This is a genomic window from Streptomyces sp. NBC_00096 (assembly GCF_045041305.1).
GTDB lineage: Bacteria > Actinomycetota > Actinomycetes > Streptomycetales > Streptomycetaceae > Streptomyces.
Window position 1 is genome coordinate 6,908,726 of sequence record NZ_CP108221.1, and the last position, 16,433, is coordinate 6,925,158.

General features: G+C 72.8%; 10 protein-coding genes, 3 pseudogenes and 2 riboswitches. Of the genes and pseudogenes, 1 reads left to right on the plus strand and 12 read right to left on the minus strand.

Features of this window, described 5'->3' with window-relative positions; translation table 11 throughout:
- Positions 1–17: 17 nt before the first annotated feature.
- From OG904_RS30925 to OG904_RS30945, 5 genes are read right to left on the minus strand one after another with little or no spacing between them, the layout of a single operon-like run.
- Positions 18–818: an ECF transporter S component gene (locus OG904_RS30925; RefSeq protein ID WP_405496621.1), complete on the minus strand. Its 801-nt coding sequence runs from the start codon at positions 816–818 to the stop codon at positions 18–20.
- The gene (locus tag OG904_RS30930; RefSeq protein WP_405496623.1) at positions 815–2,497 is read right to left on the minus strand and encodes an ABC transporter ATP-binding protein; all 1,683 of its coding nucleotides are present in this window, start codon (positions 2,495–2,497) and stop codon (positions 815–817) included. The genes OG904_RS30925 and OG904_RS30930 overlap by 4 nt, the downstream gene beginning before the upstream one ends.
- Positions 2,494–3,678: an energy-coupling factor transporter transmembrane component T gene (locus OG904_RS30935; protein ID WP_405496625.1), complete on the minus strand. Its 1,185-nt coding sequence runs from the start codon at positions 3,676–3,678 to the stop codon at positions 2,494–2,496. Before OG904_RS30935 ends, OG904_RS30930 begins: the two co-directional genes overlap by 4 nt.
- 4 nt (positions 3,679–3,682) lie before the next feature.
- Positions 3,683–4,618, minus strand: coding sequence for a hypothetical protein (locus OG904_RS30940; RefSeq protein ID WP_405496627.1), 936 nt, complete (start codon positions 4,616–4,618; stop codon positions 3,683–3,685).
- The gene (locus OG904_RS30945) at positions 4,615–7,428 is read right to left on the minus strand and encodes a prenyltransferase/squalene oxidase repeat-containing protein (RefSeq protein WP_405496629.1); all 2,814 of its coding nucleotides are present in this window, start codon (positions 7,426–7,428) and stop codon (positions 4,615–4,617) included. Before OG904_RS30945 ends, OG904_RS30940 begins: the two co-directional genes overlap by 4 nt.
- 110 nt (positions 7,429–7,538) lie before the next feature.
- Positions 7,539–7,677: riboswitch (cobalamin riboswitch) on the minus strand.
- Positions 7,678–7,793: 116 nt separating this feature from the next.
- A riboswitch (cobalamin riboswitch) is annotated at positions 7,794–7,869 on the plus strand.
- A 130-nt stretch (positions 7,870–7,999) separates the two neighbouring features.
- Between OG904_RS30945 and OG904_RS30950 the strand changes: the two genes are divergently transcribed.
- Positions 8,000–9,412 carry a hypothetical protein gene (locus OG904_RS30950; protein ID WP_405496631.1) on the plus strand — a complete coding sequence of 471 codons (1,413 nt, stop codon included), beginning with the start codon at positions 8,000–8,002 and terminating at the stop codon, positions 9,410–9,412.
- An 89-nt stretch (positions 9,413–9,501) separates the two neighbouring features.
- On the opposite strand, the gene OG904_RS30955 is transcribed toward OG904_RS30950, so the two are convergent.
- The 7 genes and pseudogenes from OG904_RS30955 to OG904_RS30985 form a co-directional block, all read right to left on the minus strand.
- Positions 9,502–10,287: an enoyl-CoA hydratase gene (locus tag OG904_RS30955; RefSeq protein ID WP_405496633.1), complete on the minus strand. Its 786-nt coding sequence runs from the start codon at positions 10,285–10,287 to the stop codon at positions 9,502–9,504.
- Positions 10,284–11,186: a 3-hydroxyisobutyrate dehydrogenase gene (gene mmsB, locus OG904_RS30960; protein ID WP_405496636.1), complete on the minus strand. Its 903-nt coding sequence runs from the start codon at positions 11,184–11,186 to the stop codon at positions 10,284–10,286. The genes OG904_RS30955 and mmsB overlap by 4 nt, the downstream gene beginning before the upstream one ends.
- Positions 11,183–12,262 (minus strand): enoyl-CoA hydratase/isomerase family protein, encoded by a 1,080-nt coding sequence (locus OG904_RS30965; RefSeq protein WP_405496638.1) that lies wholly within the window; start codon positions 12,260–12,262, stop codon positions 11,183–11,185. The genes mmsB and OG904_RS30965 overlap by 4 nt, the downstream gene beginning before the upstream one ends.
- A complete protein-coding gene (locus OG904_RS30970) occupies positions 12,259–13,410 on the minus strand; it encodes an acyl-CoA dehydrogenase family protein (RefSeq protein ID WP_405496640.1) in 1,152 nt (383 codons plus the stop codon). Before OG904_RS30970 ends, OG904_RS30965 begins: the two co-directional genes overlap by 4 nt.
- Positions 13,407–14,489, minus strand: a pseudogene (gene mmsA, locus OG904_RS30975) (CoA-acylating methylmalonate-semialdehyde dehydrogenase); the annotation flags it as partial. The gene OG904_RS30970 and the pseudogene mmsA, both read right to left, overlap by 4 nt.
- 39 nt (positions 14,490–14,528) lie before the next feature.
- Positions 14,529–15,765 (minus strand): annotated as a pseudogene (locus OG904_RS30980) (IS3 family transposase).
- A 74-nt stretch (positions 15,766–15,839) separates the two neighbouring features.
- Positions 15,840–16,256: pseudogene (locus OG904_RS30985) on the minus strand (aldehyde dehydrogenase family protein); the annotation flags it as partial.
- Positions 16,257–16,433 lie beyond the last annotated feature (177 nt).

Here is a 16,433-nt window from a genome sequence, read left to right on the forward strand (position 1 = left end):
CGCCGGGGTGCGGGCCGTCAAGCGGGGGGTGCGAAACGGATCGGGGACTGGAAGCGGGCCTTGCGGGCGGCGCGCCGGAAGACCGTGAGGACGGCGGGGCCGGCCAGGCAGACGCAGGCGAAGTTGGTGACGGCCCGGCCGGTGTCCCAGCCCAGGGAGGTGGCCAGGTCGAAGGCGAGGTAGCGGTGGAACTGCTCGGTGAAGGGGAGGCCGGGGAGGTAGGCGACGGAGCTGTTGGGGTCGAGGGAGAAGGGCCAGAAGGAGAGGTTGAGGAGGAAGCCGAAGAGGTAGCCCGAGAGCGATCCGTAGGCCGCGAGCATCGCGACCTCCTTGCGCCCGGTGGCCTTCGGGAGAAAGCCTGCGAGCATCCCGACGAAGGCGCAGCCGAACATCTGGTACGGCATCCAGGGCCCGACCCCGCCCGTGATGAGGGCGGAGGCGAAGAGCGAGGTGCAGCCCAGGGTGAAGCCGAAACCGGGGCCGTAGACGCGTCCGGCGAGGACGAGGATGAAGAAGACGGTCTCGATGCCGGCGGTGCCCGCGCCCAGGGGCCGGATGGCGGCGTTGACGGCGGACAGCACGCCGAGCATGGCGAGGGCCTTGGAGTTGATGCCGCCCTCGGCGATCTCGGAGATGACGACGCAGAGCACGATGACGAGAAGGACCCCGAAGATCAGCGGCGGGGCGTAGTTGGAGCCGAACTTCCCCGGGGCGACCAGGAAGGGCCAGAAGAAGGCGACGATTCCGAGGAAGGCCGCCATGGCGATGACGACCGCGGCCCGCGTGTTGATCCGGATGGCGGCGACGCGTGCGGTCATGAGTCCGGATCCGTCTCGTCGGCGGTGAAGGCGGTGAAGGCGGTGGGGGCGGTGAGGGCGGAGGCCGCCTGGGCGACCGTCAGGTAGGGGAGCGGGGCGAGGATCTTGGCGACCTGCGGGGCGAAGACGGGGGAGGCGACGATGACCTCCGTGGTGGGCCCGTCGGCGACGACATCCCCCTCCGCCATGACCACGACGCGGTCGGCGGCCCGGGCGACGAACTCCACGTCGTGGGTGGAGATCACGACGGCCCGGCCCTCGGCGGCCAGATCGTCCACGATGCGGATCAGTTCGCTCTTGGCGCGGTAGTCCAGCCCCCGCGTGGGCTCGTCCAGCAGCAGCACCCGGGGGGCGGCGGCCAGCTGGATGGCCAGGACCAGGGCCAGCTTCTGCCCCTCGGACAGGTCACGGGGGTGGGTGGCGCCGGGGATGCCGGGGGCCAGCCGGTCCAGGATCGTGCGGGCCCGTACCCCGTCGGCCGCGACGCCGGACTCGGCGTCGGCCTGGTCCAGCTCCTGCTTCACGCTCTCCAGGTAGAGGAGGTCGGTGGGGGTCTGCGGGACCAGGCCGACCAGCTGCCGGGCCTGCGCCGCGGAGAGCCTCTGGGGATCCTGCCGCTTGGCGCCCCCGGGACCCCCCACGGCCACGGAGCCGGCCTTTCGGGGGCCCGATCCCTGGAGCGCCCAGAGGAGGGAGGACTTCCCGGAGCCGTTGCGGCCCATGAGCGCGGTGATCTCGCCGCCGTGCAGGGTCAGGTCGACCTCGCGGACGGCCGGTACGCCGTGGTAGGCGACGGTGACGCCGCGCGCGGTGAGGAGCTCCGGGCGGTCCGGTGCCGGGGCCGGCCGTACCGGCGGGGGAACGGTGCCCGACAGTCGGGCCCGCAGGGGGGTCGCGGCCCGCCGGGCGTCGCGGATCGACAGGGGCAGCGGGGCCCAGCCGGCGGCCCGGCCCAGTTCCACGATCGGCGGTGCGATGGACGAGGTACGGAAGACCTCGGCAGGTGTGCCCGCCGTGACGAGGCCGTTGCCCGGGAGGTGGATGACGCGGTCGGCGTACTGGACGACGCGCTCCAGGCGGTGTTCGGCGAGCAGGACGGTGACGCCGAGGTCGTGGACGAGGCGGGTGACGGCGGCCAGGACCTCCTCCGCGGCCGTCGGGTCCAGGGCGGAGGTGGGCTCGTCGAGGACCAGCACCCGGGGATGGGCGGTGAGGACCGACCCGATGGCCACGCGCTGCTGCTGCCCGCCGGACAGCTCGTGCAGGGACCGGTGGCGCAGGTCGGCGAGGCCCAGCAGGTCGAGGGTCTCCTCGACGCGCTTGCGCATGGTGGCCGGCGCGACGGCCAACTGCTCCATCGCGTAGGCGAGTTCCTCCTCGACGGTGTCGGTGACGAAACCGTCCAGCGGGTCCTGGCCGACCACGCCGACCACATCGGCGAGCTCGCGGGGCGGGTGGTCGGCGGTGTCGCGGCCGTCCACGGTGACGCGTCCGTAGAGGGTGCCGCCGGTGAAGTGCGGTACGAGGCCGTTGACGGCGCCGAGGAGCGTGGACTTGCCGACGCCGGTGTGGCCGACGACCAGGCAGAGCTCCCCCTCCTCGACGGTGAGGTTCACGTCGCGCAGTACGGGCTCGGCCGTGTCCTCGTACCGGACGGTGACCTGGTCGAAAGTGATCACGTGGGTTCCTCGGTGCGCTGTGCGGGGACGGCCGGACGGGCGGGCGGGGCAGGGGGCGGGGCCAGGAAGCCGGCGGTCCCTGCGAGCAGGATCGCGGCGGCCGGCACGAGCGGCAGGGTGGGCCAGCTCAGCGGATAGATGGACGGATTGAGCTCGGCGGCGTTGAAGCCGACGTCGGCGAAGAGGAGCACGGCGGAGAGCACCCCGCAGCCGGCGACGGCCCACTCGGCGAGACGCCACGGGTCGGGCCGGTACGTGGTGCGCGTGATGCGACGGCCGCCGAGGCGCAGCCCCGCGAAGCACAGGAGGGCGCCGGCGCCCATGGCGGGCAGGCCGAGCAGCTTCGGTGCGGTGGCGTCGAGGAGTCCGTAGGCCCCGGCGCACAGTCCGCACATGCCGAGCAGCATGAGGGCGCCGGTGGCCCGGCGCGAGCGGCGGGTGGCGGTGCCCGCGCGCCCGTAGCCGCGGGAGTCCATGGCGGCGGCCAGCCGCAGCGAGCGCTCCAGGGCGTCCTCCAGGACGGGGACCACGATCCCGCGAAGGGCGCGGAGCCCCTTGGAGCGCCCGGCGCGCAGCCGTTTGGCGCGGTGCACGCGCTGCACGCTCTGGACGAGCTGGGGCGCGACGCTGATGGACACGGTGACGGCGACGCCCAGTTCGTACAGGGCGCCGGGCAGGACGCGCAGGGCCCGTTTGGGGTTGGCGAGGGTGTTGGCGGCGCCGATGCAGCAGAGCATGCAGGCGAGCCGCAGTCCGTCCGTGGCGGCGGACAGCAGTGCCTCCAGGGAGACGGGGCCGCCGAGTTGGATGCCCGCGTACCAGTCGGGGGTCGGGATGTGGGGGAGGGCGAAGAGGAAGTGGTCGCGGGGGGTGATGCCGGTGGCGAAGACCGCGCGGAAGGTCACGCGGATCGCGACGACGCTGAGCGCGAGGTAGAGGTAGTACTTGAAGCCGCGGGCCCAGGGGGCTTCCGTGCGGCGCACGGTGATGACGTAGCCGAGGACCGCGAGGACCAGGAACAGCAGGAGCGGGTTGTTGGTGCGGCTGACGGCGGTGGCGAGGGCCAGGGCCCAGATCCACCAGGCGACGGGGTGCAGGGTGCGCGGCAGCCGTCGGCCGCCCGTGTCCGGCGTACGGCCGGACACGGGCGGTTTCGCCGCCGCCGTGGCGGTGAGTGGCACGCGGCTACTCCGTACGCCGGCGGCGCCTGGCCGCGTACACGGCGGCGGCGCCGATCAGCAGCACCAGCGCTCCGGTGGCGATGGCGGGCAGGTAGGAGCCCACGTCATGGGCGGCGTCGGCAGCGGGAGCAGCGTCGACGACCCGGGGGCCGGGCGCGGGCGCGGCCACGGCCGGGGCGCTGGACGACGGCGCCGCCGAGGGGGTCGGCGAGGCGCTCCCGGAGGGACTCGCGGAGGGGGAGGGGCTCTCCGGGGCGGTGGGACCGGAGGGAGGCGTCGTCGCCGGCTGGTCCGATCCGGGCCGGTTCTCCGGCCTGGGCCCCGTGTTCACGCCCGGCGGCAGGGGCGCCGCGGTGCGGGTGTCGGCGGGGGCCGGCCCGCCGGAAGGCCTGGTGTTCTTGGCGCGCAGCTGGTCGGGGGTGACGGTGGGCTTGCCCTCGGTGCCCTCGATGTTCGTGGCGCCGAAGATCCACAGGTCGACGCTGCCGGGCCTCGGCTTGTAGAGCATCGCCCCGAGCTGGCTGTACTCCCAGGTGTTCTGGCCGGGGTTCGCGTGCCAGTACGACCAGTAGGCGGAGGCGGGCGGGGTCAGGACGCAGTCGTCCTGCTGCGGGGTCGGGTACTGCCCGCCGCCCTGGAAACCGCTGTAGCCGATGCGGCAGATGAAGGCGGGACCGTCGTGGCCGGTGCCGGTGGTGGCCCAGCCGCCCTGGTTGAGGAGTTCGTAGCCGGTGGTGGGCGTCGTACCGCAGGAGCGGTAGACCGGCCCGCCCCAGCGGCTGAAGTCCACGGCGAGGACGACACCGGACGAGGTGGTGCACTGGCCCATCGGCTGTGGGGCGGCCCCCGCCGGGGAGGCGGTGGCGGCGAAGGCCGCCGCCGTCAGCCCGAGCGCGGCGGCCGTTCGGGCCAGGACCCGCAGGAGGCGCTGCCCGCTCATGAGCCGCTCCCGGGGGTCTCGCGGCGGCGCCTGGCGGCGCGGATGAAGCCCCAGCCGCCGAGGGTCAGCGCCACGGCCGTGGCGGCGAGTCCGCCGACCTGGGCGCCGGTGGCGGCCAGGCCCCCGCCGCCCGGGCCGGTCCCGCCCGCGGAGCCCGCGCCGCCCGCGGCCTCGCCCGGGGTCACGATGACGGGCGCGGACGGGCTGCCGGAGGGCCGGACCGAGGTGCTGGGGACGGGCTCCGGGGTGGTGCCGTTCAGGTCACGGGTCAGCAGGCCGAAGGAGGTGCCGGTGGCGCCGCCGGTGGCCTGGGTGGAGGCGCGGACGTCGGATCCGGCCTGGCCGCCCCTGGCGATGGTGAAGCCGCCGTCGGCGTTCTGCTGGGAGGCCAGGAACTCGCGGGCCCTGGCGATCTGCGCGGCGTACTTCGGCGCGTCCAGGGACAGGCCCTGCACCGCGAGCGCCGCGGAGTTGACGGAGTTGCCGGACGCGCCGGGGAAGCCGCCGTCCTCCTTCTGCCGGCCGGCCAGCCAGGCGAGGCCCTTGTCCACGGCCGCCTGCGAACCGGCGTCGGGCAGCAGGTCCAGCGTCATCGCGGCCATCGCGGTGGAGTCGACCTCGGTGTCGCTGGGTTCACCGATCAGGCTGACCCAGCCGCCCGAGGGGTCCTGGAGGCTCCTGAGATAGGCGACGGGCTCGGCCGCCGCGGCCGTCTCGCCCGCGCGCACCTGGGCCATGACGCCGAGGGACTGGGAGAACACCGAGGTCGCGTAGGTGTAGTTGCCCTTGGCCGCGCACTGCTTGGGGATGTCCGTCCTGGCCGCGCAGGTGCCCTGGGCGAGGGCCGCGATCAGGTCCTGGCCGCCGAAGTGGCGGGGGTCGCGTCCCACGGCCTCGGCGAGGAGGGCCGTCTTGCCGATGGAGCCGCCGGCCGCGTACTTGGTGCCGATGAGGGTCCAGTCGTGGATGCCGCGGTTCCTGCCGTCCTTGCCGCCCTTGTCGAGGAAGTCGACGATGTTGCGCAGGGTGGTGTTGTCCGTGCCGGTGGCGGCCAGCGCGTAGGCGCCGTCGATGGTCAGGCCGTAGTCGGCGAAGCCGGTGTGGGGGCCGGTGGCGGGGCCGCTCTCGTAGTAGCGGCCCTGGATCAGCCGGCTGTGGTCGGTGAGGTAGGCGCCGGCCCTCTTCAGGTCGGGCCCGGCACCGGCCGGAGGCGTGGTCGGCGGGGTCGTCGGCGTCGGGGTCGTGGGCGGAGGCGTCGTGGGCGGGTCGGTCTTCTTGGTGGTCAGCGTGACCAGGTCGCTCCCGGCGCCCGCGAGGGCGACCGTGGAGGTGGGGAACAGCCGCGACTCGGTGTCGTCCTCCTCGAAGCCGAAGCCGCCCGCGGGGAACTGGTGCCTGGAGAGCCAGGAGATGCCGGCGTCCGCGAAGGCGTCGTCGCCCAGGGCGCGCAGGGCCTGGGCGGCCCAGGCGGTGGAGGCCGGACTCCCGGTGGTCATATAGGCGGCGGAGGGCCAGGCGCCGGTCGCCAGCTGGGACTTCTTCAGGTATCCGCGGGCCTTCTGGACGACCGCGTCGTGCCCGCCGGCCCGGCGCAGGGCCAGGGTGATCAGCCCGGTCGAGTTCGCGTCGCTGTCGCACCAGCCGCCCGCGCGGATCAGGACGCTGGTGAAGCCGCCGTCCTCGCACTGGAGGGCGGTCAGCCGGTTCACGGCGTCGGCGGGCGGCGTCACACCGCCGCTCAGCAGGGCGATGACGGCCATGGCCTGGGCATCGGACTGGCCGGTGGTGCGGAAGTCGCCCTTGGTGAGGCAGCCCTCGATCGTGTCGCCGTCACCGACGTCCCTGGGACAGACGTACTTCACGAGGTCGCCCAGCAGGTCGTGCCCGCCGAAGTCGCGCGGGTCCTCGCCGGTCGCCTCGGCGACGAGGGCGAGGCGCGCGGCGGCGGTGGCGTCGGGCACACCGCCCTTCCCGGCCGGGTAGGCGTACGCGTCCGTCTGCGCGGGCGTGGCGAGGAAGTCGGCGGCCTTGCGGGCCGCCGGGCTGTTGGCGTCGGCCGCGGCCAGGGCGAAGACGACCTCGGTGGTGAAGAAGTGGTTCGGGGCGGTGGCGCCCTCGTCGACGACCCGTTCGCCGTCCGTGAGCCTCCCGGTGAGCCAGCGGGTGGCGGCGGGCAGGTCGACCGACCCGGCGGGCACGCTGGGCGGGGCGGTGGGGACGGTCGGGTCCGGGGTGGAGCCGCCCCCGGCCCGTACGTCGTCGGGGGAGAAGGAGGGCTTGCCCTTGGTGCCGCCGGTGTCGGTGCCGCCGTAGACCCAGGCGTCGACGTCGCCGGGCTTGGGGGTGCGCGCCAGGGCGCCGAGCGGGCTGTAGGTCCAGTTCTTCTGACCGGGGGAGGCGATCCAGTACGACCAGTAGGCGGTGGCCTGGGGGGTGAGTACGCACTCCTCCTTGTCCGGAGTGGGGTACTGCGTACCGGAGTTGAAGGAGCCGTTGCCTATCCGGCAGATGAACCCGGCACCGTCGTGCACGGTTCCGGTGGTGGTGAACCCGCCCGTGTGCAGCAGCTCGTAGCCGGTGGTGGGGGTGGTGTCGCACCCGCGCTCGACCTTCCCGCCGAACGGGCCGAAGTCCACGGCGACGACGGCACCGACGGTGGCGGTGCACTGCTCGACCGGGTCGGCGCTCGCCGAGGAGGGGACCGTGAGGAAGCCCACTCCCGCGCCGAGGGCGAGGAAGGACGCGGTCGCGAGGGAGAGGAACCGCCGTCTCGTCCCCGTCTGCCGTTTCGCCTGCTGTTCGGTCCCCACCGCGGCCCCTCGTCTCTGCCGGGCGGCTGCGTGCGTGACGATGCGCCCCCACACGGCTGCTCCGCCGTGGGGAGGCTGCGACGACCACACCGTAGTCCGCGACGGCGCTCTTCGTACTGTGTCCCTGCTCCAGGCATTCCGGCTCACCCGGGACGGACCGGGCCTACGGTTGCGGGTCAGCGCCGGAATTCGACCGGCTTCCCCTGGAGCTGAGTAGTTCTCAGCCGGAGTGCAACACGGATCCCGACGACGCGTCAAGGTGGTGCGGGTCTCACCGGACCCCTCCCGGATGCCCGGCGCCAGGCCCCGGTCCGGGTGGCTGGCGGTCCCTTGATCACTCGGGTAGCGTCCTGGGCTGCCACATGGGGGAATCCGGTGAGAAGCCGGAGCTGACGCGCAACGGTGTGGGACGGCGGGGGCCGTCTCCGAGCCCGAATGCCCATACGGCGACGCATCACAGGAAGCCGTACCACGCGTTCCGGACGGCGGCCCCCGGCATGCCCGGCCGTGCGCCCGCACGGCGGCACTGCTGCAGGGACCGGCCGGCGTCCGCCGATTCCAGGAGCAGGCCATGTCCCGTCCCCGTACCTCCCGCCGCCTCGCGCTCGCGGTCCCCGCAGTGCTCGGAGCCTTCGCTCTGACCGTGCTGCCCGCCTCCGCGACGTCCAGCCCCGCACAGCTCGCGACGTCCAAGACCAACGGCGTCGCCTACCTCAAGTCCCTCCAGGCGGCCGACGGTTCGTACGCCGGCGCGGGCCTGTCCAACGAGTGGGCGTTCAGCACCTTCGCCGCCGCGGGCACCGCGGTCGTCGACGTCGCCCCGGGTGGCGACACCACGAAGAACGCGCGCACGGTCTACCGCAACCTGCTCTCCACCGCGGCCTGGCCGCAGGCCTCCCCGGTGGTCACGGACTTCGAGCGAGGCACCCTCAACGCCTACGCGGCCGGCATCGACCCGTCCCGGGTCTCGGCCTCCCGCAACCTCATGGCGAACGTCTACTCCTACTGGCAGACGGCCGAGCCGGGCTACTTCGGCCCGTCCGGGAACTTCAACGGAACCGTCTTCGCGGCCCTTTCGCTGCGCGGGGCCAAGACCCAGGCCGGCGCCAACCGCATCCCCCAGGCCCTGACCGACTCCCTGGTCACCCGCATCCGCGCCAACCAGCACGTCGACGGCGGCTGGACCTTCCAGAAGGCCGAGGGCAACACCACGGTCCTCAACTCCGCGAGCGATGTGGACATGACGGGTGCGGCGATGGCAGCCCTCTGCGTCTCCGGAGTCCCCAGCACCGACACCGACATCGTCCAGGCCAAGAACTTCCTCAAGAGCACCCTGGTCAACGCCACCGGTGCCTTCAACTCGCTCTACGGCGTCAACTCCAGCTCCAACGGCTGGGGCGTAGCCGGTCTCAACGCCTGCGGAATCAACCCGCAGACCAGTGACTTCCTCACCGCCAACGGCAAGACCCCGGTCGACTTCCTGATCGCCAACCAGTACAACCCGGCCGGCGGCTTCAAGTACAAGCCGACCGACACCGGCCCCTCCGCCTACGCCTCCATCGACGCACTGCGCGCCGTGGCCGGCGGCGGTTTCACCACGGCCCCGCCCGTCCCGGTCACCCCCGGCGCCCCGCAGTGGGTCGCCCAGTCCACCTTCACGGCCGGTACGGCCACCAAGCTGGCGCTGACCGTCGACAACGGCGCCGGCGGCCTCAAGGTCTGCTCGGTGGCCTTCACCCCGACCGGTACGACCACCACGCTCGGCGACGTACTGAACGCGGCGGTCTCCGGCGCCACCCCCTCGGGCTGCGTCACCGGCGTGACCCCCTCGTCGGGCACCGGCACCATCACCGACATCAACGGCAAGGCCAACAGCGGTTCCGGCACCTGGAAGGTCAGCGTCGACGGTTCCGCCTTCGCCGGCGCCGCCCGCAACAAGGTGATCAACGTGGGCGACACCATCGCCCTGCGCTGGGGCGCCTGATCCCCGCGCTCCCGTGATCCCCGGGGGTGCGGGACCGCGGCTCGCGGTCCCGCACCCGTCCGGCGGCCCGGCCGGCCCCGTCGGCCCTGTCAGCCGTGGGTGAAGTGCGGCGGGCGCTTGTCCACGAAGGCGGACATGCCCTCCTTCTGATCGGCGGTGGCGAACACCGCGTGGAACAGGCGGCGTTCGAAGCGGACCCCCTCGGCGAGCGTGGTCTCGAAGGCGCGGTCCACGGCCTCCTTGGCCATCATCGCGACCGGCTTCGACATCCCGGCCACGGTCTCGGCGACGGACAGGGCCTCCGCGAAGAGCTCACCGGCCGGGACGATCCGCGACACCAGCCCGGCCCGTTCGGCCTCCTCGGCGTCCATGGTGCGACCGGTGAGGCACAGTTCCATCGCCTTGGCCTTGCCGACGGCCCGGGTCAGACGCTGGGATCCGCCGATGCCCGGTATGACGCCGAGCCTGATCTCGGGCTGCCCGAACTTCGCGGTGTCGGCGGCGAGCAGGATGTCGCAGAGCATGGCGAGTTCGCAGCCGCCGCCCAGCGCGTAACCGGAGACGGCGGCCACGGTCGGCGTACGGATCCGGCCGAGCCGGTCCCAGGCGGTGAACCAGTCGGAGAGGTACATGTCCATGTAGCCCTGCGGCCGCATCTCCTTGATGTCCGCGCCCGCGGCGAACGCCTTCGCGGATCCGGTGATGAGGATGCAGCCGGTCCGCGGATCCCGGTCCAGTGCCTCCGCGGCGGCCACCACCTCCTCCATCACCCGGAGGTTGAGGGCGTTGAGGGCCTCCGGCCGGTTGAGGGTCAGCACGGCCACCCGGCCCTTGCGTTCCAGCAGGATGGTCTCGTAGGAAGTGCCGTCGGTCATGCGGGAGTTCCGTTCTGCGGTCGAAGGGTGCGGACGATCGCCGAGAAGTCCAGGCCGGCGCCCCCGGCCCCGGCGAACGCGGCGTACATCTCGGCGGCCCTGAGCCCCAGCGGCGCCTCGACGCCACCGGCCCGCAGGGCGTTGGCCGCGAGGCCGAGGTCCTTGGCCATGAGGGACGCGGCGAATCCGGGCCGGTAGTCGCGGTTGGCGGGACTGGCGGGAACGGGCCCGGGGACCGGGCAGTTCACGGTGAGCGCCCAGCACTGCCCGGAGGCGGTGGAGACCACGTCGTAGAGGGCCTGGTGGTCCAGGCCGAGGCTCTCGGCGAGGACGAAGGCCTCGCTGACGCCGATCATCGACACGGCGAGGATCATGTTGTTGCAGATCTTCGCCGCCTGTCCGGACCCCGCGCCACCGCAGTGCACGGCCTTCTTGCCCATGGCGTCCAGGAGCGCGGCGGCGTCGGAGAACTCCCTCTCGGCGCCGCCCGCCATGAAGGTGAGCGTGGCCGCCCCGGCGCCCACCACGCCGCCGGAGACGGGGGCGTCCAGCGCCCGGTGCCCGGCGGCCACGGCCGCCTCGTGCGCGGTCCGGGCGTCGGCGACGTCGATGGTGGAGCAGTCGATGAAGAGGGTGCCCGGGCGGGCGGCGGCGAGCAGTCCTTGCTCCCGGTAGAGGGCGAGGACGTGCCGGCCGGCCGGCAGCATGCTGATGACGGCGTCGGCCGGGGCGGCGGCGTCGGCCGCCGAGGCGGCGGGCTCGACGCCGGCGGCGGCCGCGGTGGCCACCGCCTGCGCCGCCAGGTCGAAGCCGAGGACCCGGTGCCCGGCCCTGACCAGGTTGGCGGCCATGGGGCCGCCCATGTGGCCGAGACCGATGAACGCGACGGTACTGGTCACCAGGCGACCTCCGGAGACGAGGCGGCGGGGAGGCGGAGCTCACGGTCGCCGAGCGGGGCGAAGAAGCGTTCCACGTCCGCCGGCCCGACGGCGTCGAGCGTGGCGGGGGACCAGCGCGGGTCCCGGTCCTTGTCGATGACCTGTGCCCGGATGCCCTCGACGAGGTCGGGGCAGGACAGGGCGGTGAGGGAGACGCGGTACTCCTGTTCCAGGACCCGTTCCAGCGGGCCGAGCCCGCGGGCCCGGCGCAGCGCGGACAGGGTGACCTTGACCGCCGTGGGGGACTTGGCCAGCAGGGTGCCGGCCGCCTCCTTCGCGGCGGGGGCGTCCGCCGCGCGCAGCCGCGCGACGATCTCCTCGGCCGTGTCCGCGGCGTAACAGTGGTCGATCCACGGCCGTGCGGTGGCGAGCTGCCCCGGCGGGGGCTGTGCCACGTACCGCTCCAGTACGGCGTGCACGGACTCCGTAGCCAGGTCGCGGGCCAGCGAGGGCAGCGCGGACGACGGTACGAAGTGGTCGGCGAGGCCGCACAGCAGTGCGTCGGCCGCACCGACCGGTGCGCCCGTCAGGGCCAGGTGGGTGCCCAGTTCGCCGGGGGCGAGGGAGAGCAGGTAGGTGCCGCCGACGTCGGGGACGAAGCCGATGCCGGTCTCGGGCATGGCCACGCGGGAGCGTTCGGTGACGATGCGCACGCTCCCGTGGGCGGAGATCCCGACGCCGCCGCCCATGACGATGCCGTCCATGAGGGCGACGTAGGGCTTGGGGTAGCGGGCGATGCGGGCGTTGAGCCGGTACTCGTCGCGCCAGAACTCCGCGGAGGCGGCGCCGCCCGTGCTGGCGTCGGAGTGGATGGCGCGGATGTCACCTCCGGCGCACAGCCCGCGTTCGCCGGCGCCTCCGATGACGACGGTCTCTACCGCCGGATCCTTCTCCCAGGCGGCGAGTGCCCGGTCGATGTGCAGAGCCATGGGGTGGGTGAGGGCGTTGAGTGCCTCGGGGCGGTTGAGGGTGATGTGGGCGGCGTGGCCCTCGGTTCGCAGGAGGACGGGATCGTGCTCGTGGGGTCCGTTGTTCATCGCAGGGTCTCCGTCAGTCCGCGCGCGACGATGATGCGCATGACCTCGTTGGTGCCTTCCAGGATCTGGTGGACCCGGAGGTCCCGGACGATCTTCTCGATGCCGTACTCGCTGAGGTAGCCGTAGCCGCCGTGCAGCTGGAGGGCGCGGTCGGCGACCGCGTAGCCCGTGTCGGTGGCGAACCGCTTGGCCATCGCGCAGAGCCGCGGGGCCAGCGGATCGCCCTCGTCGAGGGCCTCGGCGGCCTGCCGCACCAGCGCCCGGGCGGCGGCCAGTTCGGTGGCCATGTCCGCGAGCCGGAACTGCAGCGCCTGCGCGTCCAGGAGCCGCCGGCCGAAGGCTTCGCGGTCGGCGAGGTGGGCCAGGCTGCGGTCCAGGGCGCTCTGGGCGCCGCCCAGCGAGCAGGCGGCGATGCCCAGGCGGCCGCCGTTGAGGCCGTTCATGGCGATGCGGAACCCTTCGCCCTCGGCGCCGAGCAGACGGTCGGCGGGGATCCGGACCCGGTCGAGGACGACCTGGCGGGTGGGCTGGGCGTTCCAGCCCATCTTGTGCTCGTTGGGGCCGAACGAGACACCGGGGTCTTCGCGTTCGACGACGAAGGCCGAGATTCCGCCGGGTCCGCCCGCACCGGTGCGGGCCATGACGAGGTACACGCCGGCGGTTCCGGCCCCGGAGACGAACTGTTTGACGCCGGTCAGGACGTAGTGGTCGCCGTGGCGTTCGGCGCGGGTGCGCAGGGCCGCGGCGTCCGAGCCGGCTCCGGGTTCGGTCAGGCAGTAACTGCCCAGGGTGGCTGCCGAGCACAGGCCGGGCAGCCAGCGCTCTCGCTGGGCCCGGTCCCCGTAACGGTCGATCATCCAGGCGACCATGTTGTGGATGGACAGGTAGCCGGCGATGGACGGGCAGCCCGTCGCCAGGGTCTCGAAGACGAGGACCCCGTCGCGGCGGCTGAGACCGGAACCCCCGTGCTCCTCGCGGACGTAGACGCCGCCGAGCCCGAGGCCCGCCGCCTTGCGGATCACCTCGACGGGGAAGTGCTTGCTCCGGTCCCAGTCCACGGCGTGCGGGGCCAGCTGCTCCTGTGCGAAGTCGAGGGTGGCCTCGGCGAGGGCCAGCTGCTCCTCGGTGAGGGTGGTCACGGCGCTCATCCCGTCGTCCGGATGGTGAAGTTCGCGCCCTCCCTGGCCCCGGAGGGCCAGCGCGAGGTGACGGTCTTCGTACGGGTGTGGAAGCGGATGGAGTCGGGCCCGTGCTGGTTGAGGTCGCCGAAGCCGGACCGCTTCCAGCCTCCGAAGGTGTGGTACGCCACCGGGATGGGGATCGGCACGTTGACGCCGACCATGCCGGCGCCCACCCGGCGGGTGAAGTCGCGGGCGGTGTCCCCGTCCCGGGTGAAGATCGCCACGCCGTTGCCGTAGGGGTGCTCGGTGGGCAGGCGCAGCGCCGCCTCGTAGTCGGCGGCCCGTACGACACTGAGCACCGGGCCGAAGATCTCCTCGCGGTAGATCCGCATCCCGGGGGTGACGCGGTCGAAGAGGCTGGCACCGGTGAAGTAGCCGTTCTCGTGCCCGGGCAGCGTGAACCCGCGCCCGTCCACGACGAGTTCGGCGCCCTCGGCGCTGCCGATGCCGATGTAGCGCTCCACCCGGTCCAGCGCGTCACGGCTGACCAGCGGCCCGAAGTCCGCCCCGGGATCGTCGGAGCGGCCGACGCGCAAGGTGGCGATGCGCTCCTTCAACTTGGCGACCAGGGCGTCCGCGGTCTCCTCGCCGACCGGGACGGCGACGGAGACGGCCATGCAGCGTTCCCCGGCCGAGCCGTACCCGGCGCCGACGAGCGCGTCGACGGCCTGCTCCAGGTCGGCGTCGGGCATCACGATCATGTGGTTCTTGGCGCCGCCGAAGCACTGGGCGCGCTTGCCGTGGGCGGCGGCGGTGGCGTAGACGTGCGCGGCGATCGAGGTCGATCCGACGAAGCCGAGGGCCTGGACGCGGGGGTCCTCGAGGAGGGTGTCGACGGCCTCCTTGCCGCCGTTGACCACATTGAGCACGCCCGGCGGCAGGCCCGCCTCCAGGAAGAGCTCGGCCAGCCGCAGCGGTACCGACGGATCGCGCTCGGAGGGCTTCAGGACGAAGGAGTTCCCGCAGGCCAGGGCTGGGGCGGCCTGCCAGAGGGGGATCATCGCGGGGAAGTTGAAGGGGGTGATCCCGGCAACGACGCCGAGCGGTGGGGCCTTCCCCCAAGAAGGTGGGCACGCGGTTATTGATCACGCGGCGAGGGTGAGTCTAGCGGCGTGGTGTCGGCGTTCGTATTCGTCGGGACTGAGGTGGCCGTTGGCGGAGTGCCTGCGGCGGGTGTTGTAGCGGGTCAGCCAGGCGAAGACGGTTCGGCGGCAGGTGTCGGCATCGCCGTAGTCGGGGTCTCCTTGGAGGGTCTCGCGTTTCAGGGAGGCGTGGAAGCTTTCGCAGGCCGCGTTGTCGGCGCTGGTGCCGACCGCGCCCATGGAACGGGTCACCCCGAGCTGGTCGCAGAGGCTGGCGTAGGCCCGGGAACCGTACTGGGCGCCGTGGTCCGAGTGGAACACGGCGCCGTCCAGGCTGCCGCGGGTCGAGCCGGCCATCCGCAGTGCGTCGGCGACCAGGCCGGTGCGCATGTGGTCGGCGATGGACCAGCCCACGACCTTGCGGCTGAAGCAGTCCAGCACGGTCGCGAGGTAGAGGAACTTCCTCCCGCGAGCGGGAGATAGGTGATGTCGCCCATGTATTTCCGCCCGGGCTCAGGGGCGGTGAAGTCTCGCTGGAACAGGTCTGCGACCGGTGTGGTCGACGGGTCGGGGACGGTGGTGCGGACGCGTCTGCGCAGCCGGATGCCGGTGACGGAGTGCGTCCTCATGACCCGGGCGACCCGCTTCTCGTTGACCACATGCCCCTTCTCGCGGAGCTCGGCGGTCACGCGTGGTGAGCCGTAAGCGCCACCGGACTCGCTGTGGACCTTGCGGATCTCCCCGGCCAGGACCTGGTCATCGCGCTGCCGGGCGGCCCGGGCCTGGGCGCCGGCGAGCCATTTGTAGTAGCTGGACCGGTTGACGTCCAGGACCTGGCAGAGCCGCTTCACCTCATAGGTGGCCCGGTGGTCGTCAACGAACTGGAAGCGGCTGGTCACCAGTTCGTCTCTCCGGCGAAATACTTGGCCGCCTTGCGGAGTATGTCCCGCTCGGTGGCGAGCTTGCGCTCACTGGCCTCGAGCTCGGCCACCCTGGCCTCCAGCCGCCGGACCCGCTCGTCCGGATCACTGGGCGACACCGCCGCCCCGTGGCCGGCGGCCTGCATCACAGCAGCGGCGGTGCCGCCACGGCGTTCGCGGTCCCGCAGTACCCACTCCCGCAGGGTCGCCCGGTTGACGCCCAGGTCAGCGGCGATGCCCTTGTACGTCGCACCGGGCGTGGACTCGTACAGGGCCACTGCATCTGCCTTGAACTCGTCCGAATAGTCCTTCAGAGCCATCGGTGGTCTTCTCGCTTCCTCCGGATCAATCAAGATCCAGTATCAGCGTGTCCACCACTCAGGGGGAGGCCCCGTGTGCGCAGGGAGTGCACTTCGATCCCGGTACTCACGTTGTCGCTGAACTCGCCCTTGAGGAGGTGCGGGATCCCGGCGGCGAACTCGACTACCTCGAGGCCGCGTTGCAGGTCGCCGTGCGCGTCGGCCACGGTCTTGCCGTGCTCGGCCGACAGCAGCCGGGCGAGGGAGTCCCGCTCCCCTTCGATCAGTTGCAGGAAGCGCAGCAGTACGCGCGAGCGGCGCTGGGGGTTCCACTGGCCCCACCCGGCCTGCGCCTCCTCGGCGTTGGCGATGGCGGCCTCGGTGTCGGCGCGCCCGGCGAGCGGGACGCGGGCCTGTACCGAGCCGGTGTTGGGGTCGTACACGTCGGCGAAGAGGCCGGATGTTCCGGTGGCGTGCTTCCCGCCGATGAAATGGGTGAGTTCACGGACCATGGGTGCCTGCTCTCGTCAGGTTGGATCCGGGGATGGCACGGCGCAGCCGCGGACGGACCCGATGGGGCACGCCGCTGGGGAAGGTCGTGAGAACTACGAGCGCGTGGACAGGTGGTGCGCGCGCTCCGCCGGATCACCAGGGTCATGGGTACAAACCGGTGCCATGCGTGTCTGCTC